At 43.6% G+C, this 23,844-nt stretch carries 23 protein-coding genes; 15 read left to right on the top strand and 8 right to left on the bottom strand.

Features of this window, described 5'->3' with window-relative positions; all coding sequences use genetic code 11:
• The first annotated feature begins 79 nt into the window (after positions 1–79).
• The 8 genes from ITG09_24155 to ITG09_24120 all read left to right on the top strand — a co-directional run bounded on the left by ITG09_24155 (position 80) and on the right by ITG09_24120 (position 7,839).
• Positions 80–559 (top strand): type II secretion system protein, encoded by a 480-nt coding sequence (locus ITG09_24155; protein UPR54441.1) that lies wholly within the window; start codon positions 80–82, stop codon positions 557–559.
• 836 nt (positions 560–1,395) lie between these two features.
• Positions 1,396–3,141 carry an EAL domain-containing protein gene (locus ITG09_24150; protein ID UPR54440.1) on the top strand — a complete coding sequence of 582 codons (1,746 nt, stop codon included), beginning with the start codon at positions 1,396–1,398 and terminating at the stop codon, positions 3,139–3,141.
• 221 nt (positions 3,142–3,362) lie between these two features.
• Complete coding sequence (locus ITG09_24145) at positions 3,363–3,734, top strand: GntR family transcriptional regulator (protein ID UPR54439.1); 372 nt, start codon at positions 3,363–3,365, stop codon at positions 3,732–3,734.
• Positions 3,731–4,585: an ABC transporter ATP-binding protein gene (locus ITG09_24140; GenBank protein UPR54438.1), complete on the top strand. Its 855-nt coding sequence runs from the start codon at positions 3,731–3,733 to the stop codon at positions 4,583–4,585. Before ITG09_24145 ends, ITG09_24140 begins: the two co-directional genes overlap by 4 nt.
• Entirely contained in the window at positions 4,585–5,442 is an 858-nt protein-coding gene (locus ITG09_24135; GenBank protein UPR54437.1) for a hypothetical protein, read from the top strand. Before ITG09_24140 ends, ITG09_24135 begins: the two co-directional genes overlap by 1 nt.
• A 964-nt stretch (positions 5,443–6,406) precedes the next feature.
• Positions 6,407–6,694: an antibiotic biosynthesis monooxygenase gene (locus ITG09_24130; GenBank protein ID UPR54436.1), complete on the top strand. Its 288-nt coding sequence runs from the start codon at positions 6,407–6,409 to the stop codon at positions 6,692–6,694.
• Positions 6,694–7,248: a nucleotidyltransferase family protein gene (locus ITG09_24125; GenBank protein UPR54435.1), complete on the top strand. Its 555-nt coding sequence runs from the start codon at positions 6,694–6,696 to the stop codon at positions 7,246–7,248. The genes ITG09_24130 and ITG09_24125 overlap by 1 nt, the downstream gene beginning before the upstream one ends.
• Before the next feature lie 165 nt (positions 7,249–7,413).
• The gene (locus ITG09_24120; protein ID UPR54434.1) at positions 7,414–7,839 is read left to right on the top strand and encodes a bifunctional diaminohydroxyphosphoribosylaminopyrimidine deaminase/5-amino-6-(5-phosphoribosylamino)uracil reductase RibD; all 426 of its coding nucleotides are present in this window, start codon (positions 7,414–7,416) and stop codon (positions 7,837–7,839) included.
• A 17-nt stretch (positions 7,840–7,856) separates the two neighbouring features.
• Here the strand turns inward: ITG09_24120 and ITG09_24115 are convergent, their stop codons facing one another.
• Entirely contained in the window at positions 7,857–8,309 is a 453-nt protein-coding gene (locus tag ITG09_24115; protein ID UPR54433.1) for an NUDIX domain-containing protein, read from the bottom strand.
• A 291-nt stretch (positions 8,310–8,600) separates the two neighbouring features.
• Here ITG09_24115 and ITG09_24110 point away from each other — a divergent pair, with 291 nt between their 5' ends.
• The 3 genes from ITG09_24110 (at position 8,601) to ITG09_24100 (ending at position 12,293) form a co-directional block, all read left to right on the top strand.
• Positions 8,601–10,313: an RNA pseudouridine synthase gene (locus ITG09_24110; protein UPR54432.1), complete on the top strand. Its 1,713-nt coding sequence runs from the start codon at positions 8,601–8,603 to the stop codon at positions 10,311–10,313.
• A gap of 155 nt (positions 10,314–10,468) precedes the next feature.
• The gene (locus ITG09_24105; GenBank protein ID UPR54431.1) at positions 10,469–10,849 is read left to right on the top strand and encodes a hypothetical protein; all 381 of its coding nucleotides are present in this window, start codon (positions 10,469–10,471) and stop codon (positions 10,847–10,849) included.
• Positions 10,850–11,132: 283 nt separating this feature from the next.
• Complete coding sequence (locus tag ITG09_24100; GenBank protein UPR55252.1) at positions 11,133–12,293, top strand: multidrug effflux MFS transporter; 1,161 nt, start codon at positions 11,133–11,135, stop codon at positions 12,291–12,293.
• An 82-nt stretch (positions 12,294–12,375) separates the two neighbouring features.
• Here the strand turns inward: ITG09_24100 and ITG09_24095 are convergent, their stop codons facing one another.
• Entirely contained in the window at positions 12,376–13,569 is a 1,194-nt protein-coding gene (locus ITG09_24095; GenBank protein ID UPR54430.1) for an MFS transporter, read from the bottom strand.
• 86 nt (positions 13,570–13,655) lie between these two features.
• Here ITG09_24095 and ITG09_24090 point away from each other — a divergent pair, with 86 nt between their 5' ends.
• Positions 13,656–14,462 (top strand): helix-turn-helix transcriptional regulator, encoded by an 807-nt coding sequence (locus ITG09_24090; GenBank protein UPR54429.1) that lies wholly within the window; start codon positions 13,656–13,658, stop codon positions 14,460–14,462.
• 68 nt (positions 14,463–14,530) lie between these two features.
• Here the strand turns inward: ITG09_24090 and ITG09_24085 are convergent, their stop codons facing one another.
• The 4 genes from ITG09_24085 to ITG09_24070 all read right to left on the bottom strand — a co-directional run bounded on the left by ITG09_24085 (position 14,531) and on the right by ITG09_24070 (position 18,128).
• Positions 14,531–15,889 (bottom strand): Na+/H+ antiporter NhaC family protein, encoded by a 1,359-nt coding sequence (locus ITG09_24085; protein UPR54428.1) that lies wholly within the window; start codon positions 15,887–15,889, stop codon positions 14,531–14,533.
• A gap of 273 nt (positions 15,890–16,162) precedes the next feature.
• Positions 16,163–16,927, bottom strand: coding sequence for a hydratase (locus ITG09_24080; GenBank protein ID UPR54427.1), 765 nt, complete (start codon positions 16,925–16,927; stop codon positions 16,163–16,165).
• 370 nt (positions 16,928–17,297) lie between these two features.
• Positions 17,298–17,603, bottom strand: coding sequence for a DUF3861 domain-containing protein (locus ITG09_24075; GenBank protein ID UPR54426.1), 306 nt, complete (start codon positions 17,601–17,603; stop codon positions 17,298–17,300).
• A gap of 33 nt (positions 17,604–17,636) precedes the next feature.
• Positions 17,637–18,128, bottom strand: a complete 492-nt coding sequence (locus tag ITG09_24070; GenBank protein UPR54425.1) for a DUF2798 domain-containing protein — start codon at positions 18,126–18,128, stop codon at positions 17,637–17,639.
• Between the two features lie 97 nt (positions 18,129–18,225).
• On the opposite strand from ITG09_24070, the gene ITG09_24065 reads away from it, so the two are divergent.
• Complete coding sequence (locus ITG09_24065; protein UPR54424.1) at positions 18,226–18,660, top strand: winged helix-turn-helix transcriptional regulator; 435 nt, start codon at positions 18,226–18,228, stop codon at positions 18,658–18,660.
• 133 nt (positions 18,661–18,793) lie between these two features.
• Here the strand turns inward: ITG09_24065 and ITG09_24060 are convergent, their stop codons facing one another.
• Complete coding sequence (locus ITG09_24060; GenBank protein ID UPR54423.1) at positions 18,794–19,855, bottom strand: MBL fold metallo-hydrolase; 1,062 nt, start codon at positions 19,853–19,855, stop codon at positions 18,794–18,796.
• A 179-nt stretch (positions 19,856–20,034) separates the two neighbouring features.
• Positions 20,035–21,819, bottom strand: a complete 1,785-nt coding sequence (locus ITG09_24055; protein ID UPR54422.1) for an SgrR family transcriptional regulator — start codon at positions 21,817–21,819, stop codon at positions 20,035–20,037.
• A gap of 603 nt (positions 21,820–22,422) precedes the next feature.
• Between ITG09_24055 and rimK the strand changes: the two genes are divergently transcribed.
• Both rimK and ITG09_24045 read left to right on the top strand, forming a co-directional pair.
• The gene (gene rimK, locus ITG09_24050; GenBank protein UPR54421.1) at positions 22,423–23,328 is read left to right on the top strand and encodes a 30S ribosomal protein S6--L-glutamate ligase; all 906 of its coding nucleotides are present in this window, start codon (positions 22,423–22,425) and stop codon (positions 23,326–23,328) included.
• A 32-nt stretch (positions 23,329–23,360) separates the two neighbouring features.
• Positions 23,361–23,789 (top strand): ATP-dependent zinc protease, encoded by a 429-nt coding sequence (locus ITG09_24045; protein ID UPR54420.1) that lies wholly within the window; start codon positions 23,361–23,363, stop codon positions 23,787–23,789.
• Positions 23,790–23,844: the final 55 nt, after the last annotated feature.

Raw genomic sequence — 23,844 nt, 5'->3', positions numbered from 1 at the left:
TATACCCACTAACTATAATGACTTTGGTATTTAGATTACCCTCATTTCGTCCCTTTAGCAGATCAAATCATCGGTAAATATGAACAGACAAAACGGCTTCACTCTCTTAGAGCTCATCATCTCTGTATTAATTCTAGCGATCGTTTCGGCTACAGCTATGGTCAAGTTCTTAGACGTTCAAGGAAGTGCTCGGGCGAGTAAAATACACGATGTCGCAGGTAACCTTCGCACTGGTATTGATATGATCTACGCGAAGTCAGCGATTGCTGGCGTTGAGGATGAGTGCAACTATGTTGAAAAGACAGAGATTGAAACCTATTACGTCTGCCATGGCTATCCCATCGCCTATGTTGAGTCGTTAAGAAGGCTGCTCAATATCGACGAAACACAACTTCATGTAATCAACAAAGAAGTAGACTCTGGCAGCAATGCAGAAAGAGTAGCCGCCATCTCTTTCGACACCGAAAACTACACCTATTCACCAGAAGGAGACTTTTGCCAGGTGCTTTATCAGCCAGAAAAAGAACCACAAATCGTAGTGCTTGATGGTGCATGTTAATAACTTAACGATTGCACGCTTTCTATCTTTAGCACAAAGTCATAGTAACAGAACTTTGAATATCATATGGTTACGCTAACATTTGATTAAAAATAACGCTAATTGTTCTAACTTGTTGCTACTTACATCGATAGGCAGTCTTCATGGTATAACACCAACCTCATTCATATATTATTTTCATCACTAGCCGATGAATATTTACATGGATACATATTTGACACATATGTCAATAATAATCCCATTAAAATCCCTTTATAAACACCTCATTATAAACACCACCCTTTCCCTATTTCAAATATCTCATCTTAAAGTTTCACCATTTAAAATACGTAACAGAATAGAATGAAGTCAGTCATCCAATAAATATAATTAATTCTTTCATTTACTATTTTAATTAAACCACCAAAACAATAAGACAATTAAATTATATTAATATCACATAAAATTACATTATTTAATTTTATCCTGAAAAATTCTGATAAATCCGACACATCGATAATCTGAATGAATACCACTAGAAGCTACATTAGAAACATCTAAATCCAGTCTCTAAACCTGCTGCATAGAAGCTGTCAAATGGATAAATACCAAAACAAATGGATAAATCCCCTTTACCCCTTGTAAATCATTGGCTTTCATTTATAAATTCAACTTTTGGGTGAACATCTCCATAACCTTTCATTAAATCCCAAATTCTGCGATTAGTATCAACATCTTAAGAGAGAATGGTGACATTTTGGTTATATTATTTAGATCGAACTCTTGTGTTGAATGACAATCCCAACCATCACATATCCATCACACAAATATAATAACTATCGCTTAGGAGTTGAGCTATGCACTGTTCTTTCAATATAAATAACAATAATGAGAGCTTGCAACTGATCTACAATGAAGAAAAAATATACATCAAACGAGACAGTAATAAGATATCAGAGGAAACTCTTAATAGTAAAGAGAGTTTTGTTTTCAAATACCTTATTGAACACTCGTCAATATCAAACCCTCAATCTGCACGAGATGTTGAAGAATCTTTTAAATTACACTTTGACGAAGAGTTTAGCTTATACGCGTTAAAAAACATTATTGCTTCTATAAGAAAGAAATATCGAAGCTTATGCAAAAAAGCGAAGGTTGATAATAATAGCGAACTCATCTCTAACCTTTATAAGGTAGGTTACTTTATCGATCTCGATAAAAGCTCAACCAACCGTATCGCACCAAAGTACGACATCAACCAGTTCAAACCCAGCCAATTCGAGATGTTGAAACTGATGTTCAACACCTATCATCGAGAGCTGATCAAGGCTCTGATAGCCGTGTTCACCATCTCTTCCTTTTTCCTATTCGTTGTCTACTTTTTCCAAATCCTTTATACGACGAAAATTGCGAATGAATACAGTGAGAACACCAAACATATTGCAGCAGAAGTCATGGACTACGGTTGCGTTAACCACGGGGCTGTGCACTCGCTAAGGCACTCGCTCAACCTTGATTCTGTTGTCATGACTACACCTTATGGCTCGTGCTATATCTCTAAAACACGCTCTAAGATGATAGAGATTGATCAAGTAGATGACTTCTATGATAGCGCTGATTTTGCCTATTCACGCTTCATAGATACCGAGCATAATATTGAGATGGTTGCTCGAATATCTAAGCGCTCTATCGAAGCTCGGTACAAGAACTCACTATTGCCTCTATTGGTCGATTCTATCTCCATCCAGAAGAATGGTTACTACATCTTGAACCTTGGTGAGGAGAATAAATCTATCTATCAAACACAGCTTCCTACCGGTGCAATCATCACCTTCTATAGTGACGATATTGTTGCGCTGTGGATTACACTTTCTCTGATACTCGCCACACTGCTTTATCGCTCCTACATTCTGGGCTTTGTGATCTACCTGTTTCGTTGGAAACACATCTCCTTTGAAGAAGAGCCGATCATCAACACAGAAGACAACAGCGTTCTGTATTACGAATTGTTATCTCGAGTTCGTAACGTCGGCGTTTTAAGCTTCATCAACACCATGAGACGCACCAATTTACTCACCTTTCATATTATCTTGCTCATCGAGACGGTCAGAAAAGCCAAGTTAAACAACAGCCATGAGATCTATGGGGTCAACGTATGCCCGAGTGCTTTGGTAGGATCAAACTTTGCAAGGCTCAGAGCGCATTTAGCCGCGATGGAAGCGAACGAATTTGTCGTCGAGATTACTGAATATTCGAACATTGGCTATGGATGTGAGGTTATCGACAACATTAAGGATATCAAAAAGCTTGGCATCACTATCGCACTGGATGACTTTGGGACGGGCAATAACAACATCGAAATCATCAATGTCATCTCTCCTACCTATCTAAAACTGGATCGCTGTTTTGTTAAGGATATCGAGTCAGGAGAGCACCATCAGGGTGTATTGCTTAATATCTCTGAGATTGGACGCTTATCAAATATCACAATGATTTATGAAGGTGTTGAGACGCGCAGGCAGCAATATATCTTGTGTCAGCTAGGCTACAACTTACATCAAGGCTACCTATATAGCCGGCCCAATGACTCAGAGGAGCAATAAGCCTCCTAATAGAAATCTTGACGAGCAACCATTTCCTATTCAAATAATCATCGCTCACACACATGCTTGAGAGCCTACAAGGACGTAGGCTTCAAGTCCCCTCCCCGCCAAACATGCTTTATCCAAATATAAAAATATCCTATTCATTTTCATAAAACCCTTGCCAATTCTAATAAAAAGGTTAGTGTTATACATATGTATATCACCATGCAATTTTGATTATGACCGAATGGAAAGACGACCAACCGATCTTTAGGCAGCTTGCCGCCAAGATCAGTGACCAAATTCTTCAGGGTGTTTGGTTAGAGCTACAAGCATTGCCCTCTGTACGTGCGGTTGCCGCCGATCTCAAGATCAACCACCTTACTGTCATGAAAAGCTACCAGTTACTGGTGGATGAAGGCTTGGTAGAGAAAAAACGTGGCCAAGGCATGTATGTGGCCGAAGGGGCACTTCAAAAATTGAAAGAGTCCGCACACCAATCATTCATCAACACACAGATCCCAGCCATCGCTGAGACGCTAGGCATCATTGATATGAGTGTCGAAGAACTCGTGAAACAGCTAGAACAACATATAAAGGACAAGTCATGAGTACTTTACTTTCAGTGAAAAACGTAACCAAAACCTATTCAAACCAAGTGGGTGTTGAGAACATCAGCTTTGAGTTAAAGCCGGGGCAAGTGCTTGGGCTGCTTGGCCACAATGGCGCGGGTAAATCGACACTGATCAAATCATTGCTTGGTGGACACAACTATCAAGGTGAGATTAAGGTTAACGGCTACCACCCTATCCACCAGCATGCAGAACTCATGCTGCACTTGTCGTACATCTCAGACGTTAACGTGTTGCCCGAATGGATGACCGTTAAGCAACTGCTTCGATACACAAAAGGTGTGCACCCTAGCTTCAACAAGCAGAAAGCAGAGCAAACATTAAGCAGCACCAACATCAAGCTCTCTTCGACTATCAAGCAGCTTTCTAAGGGCATGAAGGTACAACTTCACCTTGCGGTCATCATCGCGACTGACACTCAAGTGTTGATCTTAGATGAGCCTACACTTGGCCTAGATTTGCTATACCGCGATACTTTTTATCGCCATCTACTAGAGTGGTTCCACGATGGCGAACGCGCGATGATCATTGCAAGCCATGAGGTTTCAGAGATTGAACACCTATTAACGGATGTGTTGATTCTGAAACAAGGTCACTGTGTGATGCAAAAGAGCATGGAAGACATCGAGAACGACTATTTCATTATCGATGTCGCAAACAACCATTCAAGCGAGATTCAGAAGCTCAACCCACTGACCTCACAGCCTGGGCTAGGAACGACTAAGTGGTTGCTGGAAGGCCAATATAAAACGCAGGTTGAATCATTGGGTAACATCTACAACGTGGGTCTCGCAGACCTATTCCTTGCAACACAGACGGAGAAGGCATAATGCATCCAAGTTTTTACATGCTAGAAAAAGAGCTTATCGAGCACAAAATTAACACTCGATTGCCTCTGTTTGTCGCGTTATGTGGTTTCTTACTGTTCGTTAGTCTGTTTTTCAATGGCGCAGCGCAGCATGAGTTTTTCTTCGAAATGCAAGTGAACGGTGACGTGAGCGACATCCACAGAGAGTTCGCACAAGACCTCAATTCAGTGATCTACTTTGGCGCGGGCCTTATTTCACTGATCTTGTCGACGCTTTACATTCCCAAAACGCTGCGTAAAGAGCGCCAAGAAGGCAGTTCGATGTTTTGGAGAAGTATGCCAGTATCTAACGCAATGACTCACGGCGTGAAACTCGGCTTCGGTTTAGTGGTTATTCCGGCAATCTGTTCGTTGCTCGTGCTGTTCGCCGATTTCCTATTCTGGATATTGAACGTGTCTAGCGAGCAACAACTGGCGCTACTGGTTGAGCAGCAATCTCTGTTTTATGTGATGAGCAACTGGCTCGTGTTCTTTGGGAGAATGATGTTAGTTGCACTGGTTTTATTGCCATTGGCAACCGTGACCCTAGCGATTTCGCAACTGGTGAACTCTCCGCTGCTTGTTATTTTTATCTCAAGCTATGCGATTAAGTTCCTCTCTGTCGCTGTATTTGGGTTCTATGGCATCAACGATTTCCTATCTCTCATCGCATCACTGCCAATGAAGGTACTGACAGCAAGCAACCCATTCAGCGCGATTGCTGAAGCGCCGGTTTTATCTTTAAGTATTTACATGCTGATTGGCGTTGGCGGTTATCTGCTGAGCCTAAAACTAAATAGAACGGACGATGTGAGCTTAAAGACGCTTTTCCAACGCTAAAGTCTATCCTAAGCTCTAGCCTTTATCGGGCAGTCACATCAGATATCAAAATCTAAATCAAAGCTTCTGAGAAATCAGGAGCTTTTTTATTATCAGGACATTAGCGATACAGGGATACGAAGCCAAGGAACAAGTTTGGGGGGAACAGATTTAACGAACAAAGATAAACTTAGAGGAGGTATTAATGAGCTGACATTGAATTGCATTGTTGTTAATGCCTGCCAGCTCTTTGGGGATAATTCCGTTAGTCTCCGACCAGATGAAGGTCATTGAGAGTGCTAATGAAATCGGTTTGTTGCGTTTTACATTTGATTAAGCTTTTCAGCTTTTGAAGCTTTACGATTTAAAGCTTATTTCTTTGATGCTTCTTTTGACGTGTCTTTCCAGTATTGGATACGAACGCGATGAAGCTGTGCTCTTCTCATTTTTTTCATAAGGGATATTTCCTTTTCTTTAACTGCTCTTCATGAGCTATTTTTATTGCCAACCATTCGAATCTAACGGTGTTTGATGCCCAGATCAATGATACAAATCACAAAATATATAGAGTTTTGAGTACCATTTACATCAAAGTATGACCTAGATATCAACTATGGCTCAATTCAATCCTATGAGCCGCTCTTCAAAATTAAGGTTAGTTCTCTCAGATGACAAATTCATTTCAGTATCAATACAGTTCAGTGATACGTATTTAATAGACCGGACTAACACGGATTTAGTTCCCAATAACTTACCTTTCCTGCCCCTACCACTCACTGTCTCTTCTCTTCTCTTCTCTTCTCTTCTCTTCTACAAATTACCTTCTTCACAATTAAAGTTACGGTGTAACCAATATTCTTATTGAGCTGGCTATTTTTTATTCACATAGGCCTATACGACACAAACTCAAAATGGGATTATGTTTGTAACGGAAGAGCTTTTAATAGAAAAAGACAGTAATGAATAAAATTAAATGGACGTGATTATGAGTAAAGTCATTCTACAAGGGCATATTCTTGTGCCAGACAACGACCTAGAAGCAGTCACACAAGCCTTGGTTGTGCACAAAGAACTGACACTGGAAGAACCTGGTTGTGTCGTGTTTCGAGTCAGTCAAAGCACGCTTCAACCTAATCGCTTTGAAGTGTATGAAGAATTCATTAGCCGAGAAGCATTCGAAACGCACCAACAGCGAGTAAAAGCCTCTGAATGGGGCGAAATCTCCCAGAACGTGACGCGTCATTACCAAGTCACCGATATTCCGACATCATAATGATACATTCGCTAGCCAACCGCATCGTCACATTGGTCAAACAGGATCCCTTACGAGTTCAGGTTTTAGACTTTGTCTCTCAGTTGGATTTACCTCAGTGCTATGTTGCTGCGGGCTTTGTGAGAAACCTCGTTTGGGATCACCTACATGGTTATGCCTCCCCGACCCCACTCAATGATATTGATGTGATCTACTTTGATACCATTGATACCTCTTACGAATCGGATCTTAGGTACGAGGCTCTGCTTAAACAAAGGTTACCCGAACTGAATTGGCAAGTTCGCAATCAAGCCTGCATGCACACCAGAAATGGGGATGAACCTTACCAAGGCTCATTGGATGCGATGAGTTACTGGCCAGAGAAAGAAACCGCCGTCGCTGTAAAACAAAGCCTCAATGGAGACATCGAGTGTATTTCGTCTTTTGGCTTAGAGAGTTTGTTTGATTTGAAAATCACACCGAACCCCAATCGCAGTCGCGACGTGTTTGATCAACGAGTCCAATCCAAAAACTGGTTATCCCATTGGCCAAAGTTAACAATTGGAAACAGTTAACGATTGGTCGCAGTTAGTTAAATTAGCGGCTACAGTGAACGATCGGCCGGATTCAAAATGAAAACCATTGACTAAAAGCCCAATCAGATCGAACATGCCCCACTTCTCAAATCAAACGCGCACTTCACTAACTGCTGCGCTCTCTCGTCATACTGAGTAACGACCATGAACCCACAATATATGCTGCAAGCACTTGAAGCTTCGCGCCAAGCCCTACCCGATTGCCAACCAAACCCGCCAGTAGGCTGCGTTTTGGTGAAGAACGATAAGGTGGTGTCTGTTGGATATACGCAAAAGGTCGGGGGAAACCACGCAGAGGTTGAAGCACTGAATAGCTATGACGGCGAAACGGAAGGCGTTACCGCTTACGTAACTTTAGAGCCATGTTCATTTGTTGGCAGAACACCCGCTTGCGCCAATACTTTAGCCAAAGCAGGTGTAAAACACGTCATCGTCGCCATACTAGACCCAGACCCTCGTAATAATGGCCGTGGTGTTGCGATCCTTGAATCGCATGGCGTGAAGGTGGATGTAGGGCTATGCCAAGAACAAGTGAGCGCTTTTCTAACCCCGTATCTTGGTAAGTCTTAGCTCTTAAACAGCCAACGCTAGCTCAATTTCACTCGGTAAAGCGGGTTTACTGGTTTGTCGACAAAATACGACCAGATATGATCATAGACGGCATGTTGGTTAGGGAACGGCGCTAACGCTTTTGCTTCTTCTAAATTGCACCAACGGTACTCAGTATGCTCGTCATTCAGTTCAATCGCTTGGTTGAGCGGGCATAGCACTGCAAAGACAGGGATTAGCTGAATCACATTCACATGCGCCTCGTAAAACTGCTCCAGAAACTGCGCGTTATACAAAGCTTCCACTTTAATTTGGGTCTCTTCTTCAAACTCGCGCACGATAGCCTGCCAGCCTGTTTCACCTGCTTCAATCGATCCTGCGACATGGCACCAAAATTCGCCTTTCACACGCTTCATTAATAACATTTTCATTTGTCCGTTGATCTCTGAAATAGCGACACCGGATACAATCGAAGTATTGAATGGAATCATAACGTTACCTTAGGTTGAACAAGAGGGCGGCAAGGCTACCATCCTTCGTTTGTGAAGTTGTCTTCTATGATTAAAAACGAGAGGCCACTCATCAATTAATGAAGTTCAAGCCATAACTCATGGGTTCAGTGTTAACCATCTCGCTTAGCTATCCAGTAATAGAACCATTTCTTATTTGAGGCGCTTTTCGATAAAGAGTAGAATCGCCGCCTTGTACTGTGTTTAAAGCCTTTAAACATACACAGTAGACTCACAACCATTTATCACCATGATATAAGTATTAAGACGACTATGCACTCATCAAACTCAACGCACGACTCAGAAAACAGCCACACACCTGAGCATTGCTTCACTCGCTTTCAACAGCCGATCGAGTCATATTCGTTGCCTGAGCGTTTCACCTTCCCATTTTATTACGAACCGCACCCACTGTGTGAAATTGCCTCTTATCAGCTTCAACAGTATCTAGAAACTCAAACCGATTGGCAGCATGACTTCGGACTCGATTCTGACGCTGGTCGCGGCAAAATGTTTGGTGTGTTACTGGTGAAAAGTCCTGAAGGTGAATTGGGGTACTTCTCAGCTTTCTCTGGAAAAATCGCCGACCAAAACCTACTGCCTCACTTTGTTCCTCCTGTATTCGACATGCTGAGCAGCGACAGCTTTTTCCATCAAGACACGGCTGACATGATGGCTGTGAATGCGAAATTTAAAGCCCTGCAAGTGAACGCTGAATACCTAGAACTGTGTCAGCAGCTAGCACAACAGAAAGCACAGGCAGAACAAGAGATCGAAGCGCAACGTTTGTTGATTATTGAAGGCCGAAAAACGCGTAAAGAGCAACGTGAACAAGGCAAAGAAAACCTTGATGAGCAAACTTTCGAACAGCTAAATAACGAGCTTAACAAAGCCAGTGTTGCCGACAAGAATCAGCAGAAGTACCTTAAACTCAACTGGGAACAAACTCTGAATGAGCTTCAAGGCAAAGTTGACGTGTTTACGACTCAATTAGCTGAACTCAAAGAGCAAAGAGCTCACATTTCTCATCAGCTTCAACACAAGTTGTTTTCACAATACGCTTTCCAGAATGCGGAAGGTAACATTGAGGATCTAAACCAGATCTTTGAAGACACGCCAAACAAAGTGCCACCAGCAGGCTCAGGCGAATGCGCTGCGCCCAAATTGCTGCAATACGCGTACTTGAATGGTTACACGCCATTAGCATTGGCTGAGTTTTGGTGGGGTCGTTCGCCGAAATCTGAAATCCGAAAACACAAGAAATACTACGCCTCTTGCCAAAGTAAGTGTGTACCGATTTTAGGCCATATGATGAAAGGTCTTGAGGTCGACCCAAACCCATTGCTAGAAAACCCAGCAGAAGGCAAAGAGCTGGATATCTTGTTCCAAGATGAGCACATCGTTGTGGTACACAAGCCTGCAGGTTTTCTATCCGTACCGGGTAAAACCATCAAAGATTCGGCATACACACGCGTTCAAGAAATGCATCAAGATGTTGAAGGGCCCTTTGTTATCCACCGTTTGGATATGGCGACCTCCGGCATTCTAATCTTCGCCCTCACTCGACGTGCGAACAAGAGCTTGCAGAAGCAGTTCATTACTCGTGAAGTCGAGAAGCGTTACGTGGCAATGATTGAAGGCGTTCTAGCAGAAGATGAAGGTTATGTTCGACTGCCATTGCGTGGTGATTTGTATGACCGCCCTCGTCAGATTGTCTGCTTCGAACACGGCAAGCCTGCAGAAACCAAATGGGAAGTGATTGAGCGAAACCAAGACACCACCAAGGTTTATCTGCACCCGAAAACTGGCCGTACGCACCAGTTACGGGTTCACTGTTCACATGAAGAAGGCCTTAACATGCCTATTGTCGGTGATGGCCTGTATGGTAACAAAGCTGACCGACTGCACCTACACGCAGAAAGACTTACGTTGCACCACCCTGTGACCAAAGAGTGGATGGAATTCCAGTTCGACGCTGAATTCTAAAAGCTCTCACTAGTACCGAGCTTTGATAAGGAGTCACAACCGCTTGTGGCTCCTACCTCTTTTGGGTATATCTCCACGCTTATTGCACTACATCAAGATTCACTTTGTTGTGAAGAGTAGCATGCCCACCTCCTTCTCTCCTTGAGGCCTTTGATATGTCATCAGCTGCTTTGAATTTACAATCCAATACACAACCTCCTTCTATGATGGCGCCTCAAGCACTAAGCTTGGAACCACTCACGAATAAGAAGCCAGACTTAAACTCGGCGATGTTGAATCTCATCGAAGAAGTAAAAAACGAACTCCCACTTTACGAGTCAGAGACGTTTATCTGTGGGCCAAAAGGAAACTGCTCGGGTTGCTCTAAGAAACTACTAGAGATGGTCGACAGTGAGTTAATGTATTGGGAACACAGTATTTCAATCGGCCAAGGCCCTAATTTCGAAGAATTACGCCGTTTTGGTAAACTATGCAGTAGCGTAAGACGCGGCTTAGAACGCAATGGCTTGGTAGAAAAGCGCCCAAGAAAAAGATAAAACACTGATTCACAGCGAACACAATCTATCGCTTAACATTACAATCTAAACGATTCACTAACTGGTTGAACTCATTAGCTATAAGAGTGATAATATTTTGTAATACAATTAAGCGATCAGACAATATCCAAAAAACTTTCGCCACCTTCTTTAGCGAATCCATTCTACATGTCTGACATGCCTATGCCTTCTGAAACACAACATCACATCCATTAGAAATCTTTTCTTGGGATAACGAGGAGAGACCTTGAAGAAACCACAACCAGTACTGGGTAAGACCGGTATGCTATTTTTCCTCGTCATCATCAGTGCGTTTCCTCCATTGACCATCGACTTGTATTTGCCAGCCCTTCCACAAATGGTTGAGGTGTTCAATACCGACCAATCGATGGTCAACCTAACCCTGAGCAGCTACTTCGTGACCTATGCGGTTGGCCTATTGTTCTGGGGACCGCTTAGCGAAAAATTTGGCCGCAAGCCTATCCTATTGATTGGCTTAGCAAGCTATATGGTCGCGAGCGTGATATGCGCAATGACCAACAGCATCGAGCAATTGATTGGTGCTCGTGTATTCCAAGCCTTTGCTGGCAGTGCTATCACTGTTATCGCATCCGCCATCGTGAAAGACCTTTATGACGGCCGAGAACGCGAAAAGATCATGGCGACTATCATGTCATTGGTGATCATCGCGCCTATGGTCGCGCCTGTATTTGGTGCTTTCTTGCTGAAAATCGCATCTTGGAGAATGATGTTTGTCACTCTCGCTATTTTTGGTGCGTTCGCCTCAGCATTAGCTTTCTGCTATCGAGAGACGCTCGAAAGCAAATACCAAGGTTCTATATTCCGTTCATGGGGAAGAATGGGCGTGGTCATGAAAAACCGCTCGTTCGTCAAACTACTGGTCATTTTCTCTATCATTCCGATGGCATTGATGGGCTTTCTTGCGGCAGGGTCTTATATTTACATCAATCACTTTGGGTTGACCGAACAACAGTTTAGTTACGCGTTCGCATTCAATGCATTATGCGCCTCATTTGGTCCTACAATTTACATGAAGTTGTCCTACCGAATGCCGGTTCAAAGAGTCATCTCAGGATGTTTTACTTTGTTGGCGCTTGCGGGAGTCTTCACCCTAACCATCGGTGACCTGTCACCTTGGTTCTTTGCTTTCATCGCAGCCCCAGCCACTTTAATGGCCATCATTATGCGAGTACCCGGCACTAACTTGATGCTGAACCAACAAGACCACGACACAGGCTCTGCAGTTGCACTGATTCAGTTCTTTAGCATGATCTGTGGCTCACTAGGCATGGTCTTAGTTTCAATCCGTCCAGACTCGTTGATTGAAAACCTCGGCTTTATCCAATTATCCGTTGGCACACTAGGTGGCTTGATGTGGCTGATGGTCAGAAATAAAGAGTATGTGACGACAAAGCTGAATTAAGGTGTTCAAGTAACCTCAATACAACACACGAAACCGCCCACATGGGCGGTTTTCTTTTAAGCTAAAACTTGAATCATTTGGGCTATAGGCTTTCGATAGCTTGCTCTTCTTCAGTTTTGTATTCTTGCGTACTTAAATCCGGAATCAACAAGGCAGCAGACACCGCGGTGAGCATCCCAACCGCTAATATCAAAAACATCGCCGCAAATCCTGCGGTTGCTGAATAGACCGAAGAAATAAGCCAATAGGCTATTGGCGCGCTACTAAAACTCAAGGTGTATTTGAGAGCATAGATTCGAGAACGCCACGCTGGTGCTGAGTAATGCCCAACCAACCAGTCATTCACTGGAATTTGCGCATAGGTACTCAACATCAGCCCCATAAATACCGGAATAAGCCACCACCCCTGCACTACAGTCGTTAATAACAAAAACGCCAACTGGCAGACAGTAATCAACACCAATAGCTTTTTGACTGACATGCGCTCAATCAGTTCGCCGATCGACAACTGGATAAAAGCTGCACACACAAAAATGAACGTTGTCAAAGCCCCTGAGAAACCAATTGATGAAGTCAGTTGAGTGTGCAAAACCTTAGGTAAAGATGTCGTCGTGGTTTGAAAAACAAGACCACCAACAAAGGCTATCAGCCCTATACAAGCGATTAAGCGAGCGACCTTATTGGTAGAAATCGGCTGCATGTTGTCATTCTGCTCAACCTTGTGCTGACAGGGTTTAACGTCGCAAACATAACAGTACACAACGCCAGCAAAAATGCAGACCACACCCGGAATCATGAATGAGACTCTCCAAGAGAAAGTCTGTGACAAATACGTCGTCACTACCGCTGCTAACGCTAACCCCAGGTTGCCATACAAGCCATTAACCGCGATCGCTCGACCCGTTTTTTCAGAAGAGCCAAAAACAAGTGCAGTGCCAACGGGATGGTAGATAGAGGCAAACAAACCGATAACACATAGGCCAATACTAATTTGAAAAGCGTCTTGGGCAAACCCAGTCGCAATAGCTGCTGAACCTGTCCCAAAGAAGAACACCTTCATTAATCCTGTGCGGCTCCAATAGTCGGCAAGCCAACCTACAGGTAAAGACATCACGCCATAAACAATCATTGCTGCACTGCCAACGCTCAATAGCTCGGCATAGCCCATCCCCCACTCTAAATGCAACGTCAGCACGGCACTTGGGAAAATAAGCAAAACATAATGATTGAGGCCGTGGCCAAGATTGAGAGATAACGAATTGAGTAAGCGCTTCATGATAGAACCTTATTAGTCGGTGACATCAGAAGTTTAACTGGCTATGATTTGTCTCATAGCCCACAATAAGACAATCTTTTACTAAAATGAGCCAAACACCCAAAGCCATCGGTTCAACGTCAACCGCGATTACCTTGGACATTGATCAGCGACCTGCTGTCGTGGTTCCCAAGTCGTATCCAAATGGGTTTGTTATTGATTGGCACTTCCACCGTTATCATCAATTAGTATGTGCACGCTGTGGTGTCATGGCGGTAGAGACAGAAAATGACTTGTGGTTGATTCCACCGCAACGCGCGGTTTGGGTTCCCGCTTACCAAAAACACAAGGTTTACATGTATGGCGATGCAGAGATGAAGAACCTCTACCTGCATCAAAACATAGATCTCGACTTACCCAGTGAAAGTTGTGTGCTCAACATATCGGCCATGCTGAGGGAGATCATCAATCACCTTGCTGAGTATGCCGAACAGGCAGATCAAGCTCTCTTCAGTCAGCCTTATCGAAACTTGATACAAGTGGTATTGGATCAACTGAAAGTCGCACCGCAAGCCTCAGTGAATATTCCAACCCCCTCCGATAAACGGTTAGTTCCGATCTGCGAAGCGATCTTAGAAGATCCGGCGAATAACCAATCATTAAAGGAATGGGCAGAGCGAGCCAACGTCAGCAGTCGAACACTGAGTCGTATGTTTAGAAGTGATTTAGGAATGTCATTTATCGATTATCGACAACAAGCTAGGTTGTTTAGCGCTTTGAAATTGTTGGCAAATAATAACCCCGTTACGACCGTTGCTTTAAGCTGCGGGTTTTCCAGTTTCAGTGCGTTCAATCAGCTCTTTAAACTCAACTTCGGGGTCACTCCGGGTAAGTTTTTCAGTGACCCTTTGTAGACTGTATAGTAATAACAGACACAAAAAAGGCGCCGATTAAGGCGCCTTCTTATAGAAACGAGGTCTCGTTATGCTGTTGCAGTTTGACGTGCTGGGTGTTTGATAAACACAGCAACCACAGCCACGATTGCAAGAGCGAAACAGTAGTAAGAATTAGCCACGATATCCAAAGGCGATAAGTTAAATACCGAACCTAATAGCAATACCTGTGCACCGTAAGGTAATACGCCTTGAATCACACAAGAGAAGATATCCAGTAAGCTTGCAGAGCGACGTGGAGAAACGTTATTTTCTTCAGCTAATTGGCGAGCCACACTACCAGAAACAATAATCGCTACCGTGTTGTTTGCAGTACATAGGTTCACCATAGACACCAAGCCAGCAATACCTAGCTCACTCGCACGACCATTCGCTTGCTTAGAGTGTGAAGAACCAAATGCACGAATTAAACCGCTCACTAAGTTTGTCAAGAAAGCCAGTCCGCCTTGGCGACGCATCAGCTCACTCAAACCACCAATCAGCATCGATAGTAGGAAGATTTCCTGCATATTGCCGAAGCCTGCATAGATATCTTGAGCGTAATCCGTCAAGCCGTAGTTCTCAACAGAACCTAGGCTCACACCACCTGCCAGCAAGATACCAATGGTCAGCACAACGAATACGTTCATGCCAGATACCGCAAGAATCAGGATGGTGATGTACGGTAGTACTTTCAGCCACTCAATTGGGCCTGTTTCAGGAACTTGAGTTGCTGTGCTATTGAAAGCAAAGATAACAATCGCGATCAATGCAGCTGGAAGTGCAATGCGGATGTTCTCTTTAAATTTATCTCTCATCTCACAGCCTTGCGAGCGGGTCGCGGCAATGGTGGTATCAGAGATGATAGACAGGTTGTCACCAAACATCGCACCACTCAAAACAACACCTGCTGTCAGTGGAATGCTCATACCTGCTGAATCTGCAATGCCCAATGCAACAGGTGCTACCGCGGCGATGGTGCCCATCGAAGTGCCCATTGCTGTCGCGATGAATGCAGAAATAAGGAAGATACCCGGCAGAATCATGCTAGTTGGAATAGCAGATAGGCCAAGGTTTACAGTAGCGTCGACGCCACCAGAGGCTTTAGCTACAGCGGCAAAAGCACCCGCCAATAGGTAGATCATACACATTGCGATAATGTCTTTGTGACCCACTCCACCTAAGAATTGTTCGATAGCACGGTTCAATTTATCTTTGCTTAGCAGCAACGCCAACATAACAGCAGGCAAAGCCGCAATCGGAGCTGGAAGCTGATAGAACGCAAAATCGACGCCTTGCAGTGACAAGTACGTACCTACGCCAATAAACAGCGCTAGGAATACGATCAGAGGGATAAGCGCAACTGCCGAAGGGGCAATTACCGCATTAGAATTTTTTGAATTAGACATGGAACATCAACGCAATAGAACAGGAAGGTGAGCAGACTAATGTCACACTTAGAGCTTGTCAACGTCTAGACGTCTAAACGCCCAATTTAATGCAAAGTGATAGGCACACTATTGAACATCACATAATAGAAAAGGCTATTTACTCACCAGTAAATAGCCTTTTGAGAACAGAAAGCTTTTCGAGAACCGATAGCTTTTCGAGAACAAATAGCGTTTACACAGAAGCTAGCTTTTGCCTGCTTAGTGCTGCTGCTCATTTAGCTTTTTTCTTGCTTAGTTTTTTTGTTGGAACGTCACTTGATATTCACCAATGCCTTCGTAATGGAAGGTCGTTGGCTTATCGAAGCCCATCTCCACGATACCGCAGTAAGAGCCTGTGATAATTGCTTCACCCGCTTGGAAATCCACACCACGACGCGTCATGTAGTTAATCAACCAGTAAATTGGGCTTGGTGGCAGTGTATTCGGATGCTTACCGTCGAATGTTTGAACTTGCTCGCCTTGAGTTACTTCAATACTGATCTCAGCAGAAGTGAACGCTTTTTCGCGATCAATCTCAGGGCCTATGAACAAGCCTTGGTTTACTAGGCCGTCAGCAAGTCTTTCATAGAACTCGGCACCGCTGTCATCAGCAAAGCGAGATTGCATCAACTCAAGAGCCATATGGCAAGAACCAATCGCTTCATTGATTTGCTCTTCGCTGTAACCTTCTTGGTTTGCAGGCAGGCTCTTTGTAAGCCTAAAAGCAATTTCAGGCTCAACGCGCACTACGTCGTTGTCTGCAAACAGTTCGCAAACTTCGCCTTGTTGAACGCTACCCGAAAAGATAGGTGCAACAACAAACTTGTCTTCAGCCAGAGGAAGTAAACACTTCCAACCACCGACTTTATCGCTCTTGAGATCGATCATTGATGATTGGATCTTCAGGGCATCTTCCAAGTTGTTCGGACGGTACTGTTCGTCTAATCTTGGTGCTTTAGTTCCCGCAACGCGGCGACTTAGCAATTCTTCAGCTGCTTGCTTAAATACATTTGTCATATAATACCACCTTTATTTTTATGACCAGTATAATATCGGATTTATTGAAGCTTGAATAGACAATTCAACAACGAAGCAACGCCGAAAATTAAGCCATCAATTTTCGCATATTCTAGACGCAAACAACTGAAACTATTTTGATTTATACCAATCACAGTAAGTAAGTGTTCAGAAATAGCGCCGGAAAAAGGTTTGAGAACAAGGCATCATTTTTTGATGAGTAGTTATTCTACAATCAAAAATTATAACGCAGTTATCGAGCGTTTTAACCAGCTAGGCTGACCAGTTATTTACTACGATTGGTATTAGATATAAGAAAAGCCAGTAAGTTGGTTACTGGCTTTCTAGATGTACGATTGATGATTAGGCTTTACTGCCCTTTCAACGTCTTCTTAAGGTTTTGCATGAAGTCTCTGAAGTGAGGCATGAAATTCACGAACAGAGGATGCTTTCTATCTTGCATCATCAATGGGCCTAGCAAGCGAATGCTCACCCCGAGTCGCGCTGCAGATTGCTCGTCTAAACCACTGTCTTGTTTGATCTTCTCAACAATCGCGAACATATTTTCTCTGTCTTCCATTTCAAACTGCATGGTTTGAAGTTCGCGGTCTTCTTTAACGCTCACTTCTTCAATAGTGATGCGGTAGTTATTGTGTTTGCCTGTAAATGCTTTCATGTGGATCTCCTACAATGCTGTGAAATGTTTTGGCTAGCTCTTCATGAATCGTTCTAGCTTAGGTTTAACCGTCATCGACATCACGACCATGATCGTAAGGCCAACAGGAAGCGCGGCAATAAATCCATTAAACCATCCACTGGTAAACGCCGATGTATCCGAAAATCCAATATTATTTGCCGCTGTGACAAATGCCATGATGGACTCCATGATGAATGCCATAATCAATCCGACGATTAGGTTGCGAGCTTTCTCGCCGTAATTAGGTAATACCTTAGCGACCAACTTAGTCACCAAAGTCATCATCACCGTGCCAATTGGCATCATAATCACGACAGCAAGGCCTAACGAAGAAAGCCAGTTGCCGATAAATGCCTCACCGAACCCAACATTCATGTAAGTCATCACAGCCGTTAAGCTACCGCCAATCGTTAGCATTAAGCTCATCATGACCAAAATTTTGTATAAAACCGGTGTGCCTTTTTGCTCAGGAAGAGTTGGCGTTAGAGTTGCTTGAATCGTCATATCTATTTCCTGTCTTGAATTTACGAACAATTAAGTTGATAATGTCAACTATAAATACAGTGGTTGATAATGTCAACTATATTTCTAAGGATCGTTTATGTCTGATAACACATCGCTAGAATCTATCTTTCGTTTAGTGCACTCTTTGAAACGTCAAATGGGCGAACAGATTGAGAGCTTAGACTCAGAGATCGCACCTATGAACATTCGCGTCATGAAGATCATTACTAAGAAGTCTCCATGTACCGCTATCGATATCGCACACTTCCTAGATCGTGATAAAGCACAAGTCACTCGGCTCATTAATGCCTTGATCAATCAGGAACTTGTGAAGAAGTCTCCGAACCCGGAAGACAAGCGTAGCCAGTTACTGGTTCTGACCGATAAGGGTCAAGAGATCATGGGTAAGGTCTCGAATATTGATCGAGAGATGCTGCAGATAATGACCAAAGGCATGGCCGATGATGAGTTAGAACAGTTTCGAAAAATCGCGAACAAAATGGCTAAGAATCTCGAAAGTTGCTCTAAATAAGAAGAAATCCTTTCAAACAAGCCACTCGTTTCAAAAAGCAAAAACGCCACCGAATCCTACGATTGGTGGCGTTTTTGTATAAGCTGGGTTTGTACAGCTTATCGGTTTAGCTATGTCTATCTGGATACAAGCTCTAATTCGATGCCAGTTTCCACCATGCTTGAACAGGTACTGGTTCTGAAATCACCAAACGCTCACCCATCACAGGGCTCACCATTTGCACATCTCGCTCTTTGCTTATCGCGAGAGCTTGTTCCATTGGGTCTTGCCAATCGTGCATAGAGAGATCAAACGTACTGTTGTGGATTGGCATCATCACCTTACCTTGCAGGTCGATGTGCGCTTGAACACTTTGCTCTGGGAACATATGAATATCCGCCCAAAGAGAGTTATACGCGCCCGTTTCAACCATGGTTAAATCAAACGGCCCATAGCGCTCACCAATCTCTTTAAAGCCGCTGAAGTAACCGGAGTCACCGCCAAAGAAGACTTTCTTGTCTGAAGCGTCAATCACCCAGCTACCCCACAGTGTTTGGTCACGGTCAAGTAAGCCACGACCAGAAAAATGCTGTGTCGGCGTCAACGTGAACTCAATGTCTGAGACCGTTGCCGATTCCCACCAATTCAATTCGATGATCTTATTTTTATCCACGCCCCACTTTTCCAAAAGTGCGCCTACTCTTAATGGCACCAAGAATGTACCCACTTTGTCGGCGAGCACCTTAACGGCACCTTTGTCTAAATGGTCGTAGTGATCATGACTAATCACTACCACATCGATATCGGGTAGCTCTTGTACTGAGATTGGTGTTGGATGGAAGCGCTTTGGCCCCATCCATTGCACGGGTGATGCACGTTCACTGAACACAGGGTCAGTCATCACTAACTTGCCATCCAGTTTCATCATCACACTGGAGTGACCTAAGCGATAAGCAACATCATCTTGTTCTTCGACCAATTGCTCAGCTGTCATTGGAATCAAAGGCAATGTAGCGCGCGGCACTGGCTCGTTTCTTTCGACAGTCACGTATGCTTTCAAGATTGAAAAAATATCAGACATACCCGATTTGTATTCCAACTCACTGTTAGCAAACTGCTTTGGAAGCTTATCTAGATTGTCGTTTGATTGTGAACCTGTGCTTACGATAGCGACCACGGCAAGTACTCCTAAAATCGGTAATAGATATTTTTTCATTGGTATATCTTCATCGGTTGGGATGGAACCAACACATAAACTACACCAATCAGTTTACATACCAAAACTAAAAAGTAAACCACTGAGTGTAACTTTTAGTTTATCTAGACGTGAGCATGCACAAGTCGATTTTGGAGAAACTGACTTTGAAAACGAGTTAACTTAATTAGTAAGAAAGGCTAATCAGCAGACCATACATTCTTGAAATCTGGCCATCCCCAGTTAGTAATGGCCACGTTTTTCAGAATCCCTTGGAAACGAACGGTCTGTAAATGATGGAATATAGGCACTAACCAATAATCTGAGATCAGAGTAGATGCGATGGGTTCAAGCTCTGCCAAGTAATTCGGCAGTTCAACGGATGCTTTATGACTATCCAAGCGCTGCTTGAGCCAATCGCTGTTCACCTCTCCTAAAGCAGAATGCAAAACAGGATCGTTCATCATCCACGAGAACAGCGAAGACGGGGCATTGTCATCGAGGTTGAGGTTACACAGAACCAAGTCCTCCTTTAACTCGCCACTCTGAGATAACTGCGCCAACTCTCGAAAACTGTAGGTGTTGACCTCAACTTCCACGCCATATCGTTTAAGTATGTCGGATACGCAAATCGCACATCGATACAACGCATAATAGTCGTAAACTGCAATACTCATCTTTTTCGGCAGTTGCGCGTCTTTCGAAGGCGTTCGATACAATTTCTGCCAACTTGGCAGTATATTTTGAGCTAAAGAGACACTGAACAATCCCTTATTATGTTCCAACTGAGACAAAATCGCTTGTGGGTTGGTCAGCTCTGAAAGGTATTTTCGCTGCTCATTATTAAGCGGAGTTGTCGCTGAGTTCTGATTGAACAGAATAAACAAACACCCATCCTCGACTCGGCTACGAAGGCCATCAGTTTCAGCCGACACCAACTTCGCATCACTTTTTCCGAGTTGATGAAAACAAGACGAGTCTTCATAAGGTGACACCTGCATTTGGCTGTCATCGAAACGAGCACTGCCTGTCATGGACTCTTCAAACTGCCAGATGGTCACCTCATCGGTTAAAGAGCGACAACCATAATAGTGTTCAAATGCAGCGAGCTTGATTCGTTCATTGTTGGTTTCGACCACTTTAAATGGACCGGTTCCAATAACAGCATGTGACACCGAGTTTAATGGAGACGGCTCCCGGGTCATTTGCGCTGCGGGTTGAATCGAATACTTAACGCCAGCCAATAAGCCCGCGAAGCCAGTGTCTGCTTTGGTCAATTGGAAGCTGATTCTTAACGGCTGTTCACTGTAAACTGAAGCAACATGGGCTAACTCTGTCTGATAAAAAGGTAGCGGTTTTAAGGCGGAAAACAACGATACTAACTGCTTGGCGTCGACGGGTTGACCATCGTGGAAGGTTAGGCCTGGGCGCAAATAGAAAGTCCAAACTAACTTTTCAGCATCATATTCCCAATGGTGCGCCAGTTCAGGCTTCAACTTGCCCTTGCCATTACAAGTAACGAGGCAACTGAATACTTGTCTAATCAAAAATCGTTCGCTACTGCGGTGAATATGGTGCGGGAATAGATCTTCAAACTTACGTTTATAGGTTAATTGCACGTGCAGCAGCCCTTCACGCATCGTCGCGCCAGAGGTTTCTTGGAGGAGAGAGCTAAATACAGCGCGGTCATTGTCTAGAATTGAGAGTGCTTTTTCGTATTTGCCCTGCTCTATCAATTTACTGGCAACATGTTGATTCAATTCTTGATTGCTAAAACGTAAAGTCAGATTAGAACGTTGATTCCTGCCGACTTTTGGCTCCCACACCAACCATTCAGCTTGATGCATCTTGCCTAACAAAGTTCGTGCATGGCGCAAGCTGGTGAACAGCTTGTCTGCCACCTCAGTTAAGGTAACTGAATGTGAGAGATTAGGCTCAAACGAATCTAGCCTTGTGTAGTAACGCATCATGTTTAGATCAGACAAATAATGAACCTTTTTAGAAACAACCCTTCCTGATTAAGTCCATTATAAAACACATCAGCCCAAAAGTAGCGATAAAAGACAAAAACAGGAACAACTTAGTAAAAACCCATCTGTTTATTACTTCCTATTAATTGACCATAATTAATGGGTCAACAAGGAACTTTGAGTTCCCACCAAAGCCTAATACAAGAGAAGTAATCATCATGAGAAAATACTATCTTAATAAGCTTAAAAGCACCTGTAGCAAGCTCGAAAGAGAAGCACTACGAACACTTATAGAGCTATGTAACTGGCGTTATTAGTACACTTTTAAGCACCGAGTTAACGCGAGTTGAGTACAACCTAATAGGCTCCTACCCCCAATATGAGTTAGGTCTCAACTCGCTTTTCCATTCAAAACGCCCTCTAAACCCTGCCGTACCAATCACTCACACATACGATAAATTTCTGTTGTCGACTCGACAAATTTAATTCGTTTTCCTAGTTAAACGAAAAGCCTTAAGGTTCGCCCCGAAGCAAGCAAGGAGCCTCAGAAAAACTGAAAGCTCAGCTAACAACTAATTTATTTGCAGTTACCAATCAGGTATTAACTAAGGAAACGCCATGCGTATCGCAATTCTTTCTCGCAACGAAAATCTATACTCTACTTCTCGCTTAAAAGCGGCAGGAGAAGCTCGTGGTCACCAGGTCGATGTTATCGACACGCTGCACTGTGATATAGATATCGCGAGTAACAATCCGAAGATTCGCTACATGGGTGAAGAGCTACCTCAATACGATGCTGTTATTCCACGTATTGGCGCTTCCATTACCTTTTACGGCACTGCGGTTGTTCGTCAATTCGAAATGATGGGCACTTTTTGTATCAATGAGTCAGTAGCAATCAGTCGTTCTCGTGACAAACTGCGCTCACTACAATTATTGTCTCGTAAAGGTATTGGCTTACCAAAAACAGGTTTCGCTAGCCGCCCAGACAAAATTCAAGACTTGATCAAAAACGTAGGTGGTGCGCCACTGGTTATCAAGCTTCTTGAAGGTACTCAAGGTATCGGCGTGGTTCTAGCAGAAACAAACAAAGCAGCTGAAAGCGTTATCGAAGCATTCATGGGCCTAAAAGCGAACATCTTGGTTCAAGAGTTCATTGAAGAAGCTAATGGCGCAGACATCCGTTGTTTTGTTGTGGGTAACAAGGTTATTGCAGCAATGAAACGCCAAGCTGGTGAGGGTGAATTCCGCTCTAACCTGCACCGTGGCGGTACAGCTCAATTGGTTAAACTAACCAAAGAAGAGCGCGCTACAGCGATCAATGCAGCTAAAATCATGGGTTTAAACCTATGTGGTGTCGATATTCTACAATCTAAGAATGGCCCTGTTGTAATGGAAGTGAACTCTTCTCCAGGCCTAGAAGGTATCGAGAAATCAACAGGCAAAGATGTGGCAGACATGATTTTCGAGTTCATTGAAAAAAATGCAAAACCAAACGCTAACCGTACTCGTGGCAAAGGCTGATTAAACGCCGTTTACTCATGATTGGAAAAAATATGAACAATAAAATGATCATAGGGAATACAGAAGCACTTTGCTTACCAGAGTTAGGGATAACTGGACTACATACGCGTGTTGATACAGGGGCTCAAACCTCTTCTCTGCACGTAGACAATCTACTATGTGTAAAAACAGACGGTGAAAACTTCGTTGAGTTCGATCTTCACCCAGACGTTTACCACCTAGAAGAGACTGTGCGCTGCAAGGCGAAGCTGAAAACGAGTAAAAGAATCAAATCATCGAACGGCGAAGTTGAACACCGTTGTGTGATTGAAACCATGCTAAAAATTGGGGGTCAGGAATGGCCTATCGATATCACACTAAGCAACCGTCAGGATATGACTTATATGATGTTGCTTGGTCGTCAAGGCATGAGTGACAAAGTGATTGTTGACCCAGCGGGCGAATTTCTAATTTCTCACTAATTGAACTGCTCCACAGCTCAAATAGTGAGTCAACAACGCATAATAATAGAGGCCA

Origin of the sequence: Vibrio cyclitrophicus (genome assembly GCA_023206055.1) — a bacterium.
In the GTDB taxonomy this organism is placed as follows: Bacteria; Pseudomonadota; Gammaproteobacteria; order Enterobacterales; family Vibrionaceae; genus Vibrio; species Vibrio cyclitrophicus_A.
The sequence above is the reverse complement of the archived record's forward strand: the minus strand, read 5'-3'. Positions and strand labels throughout refer to the sequence as shown.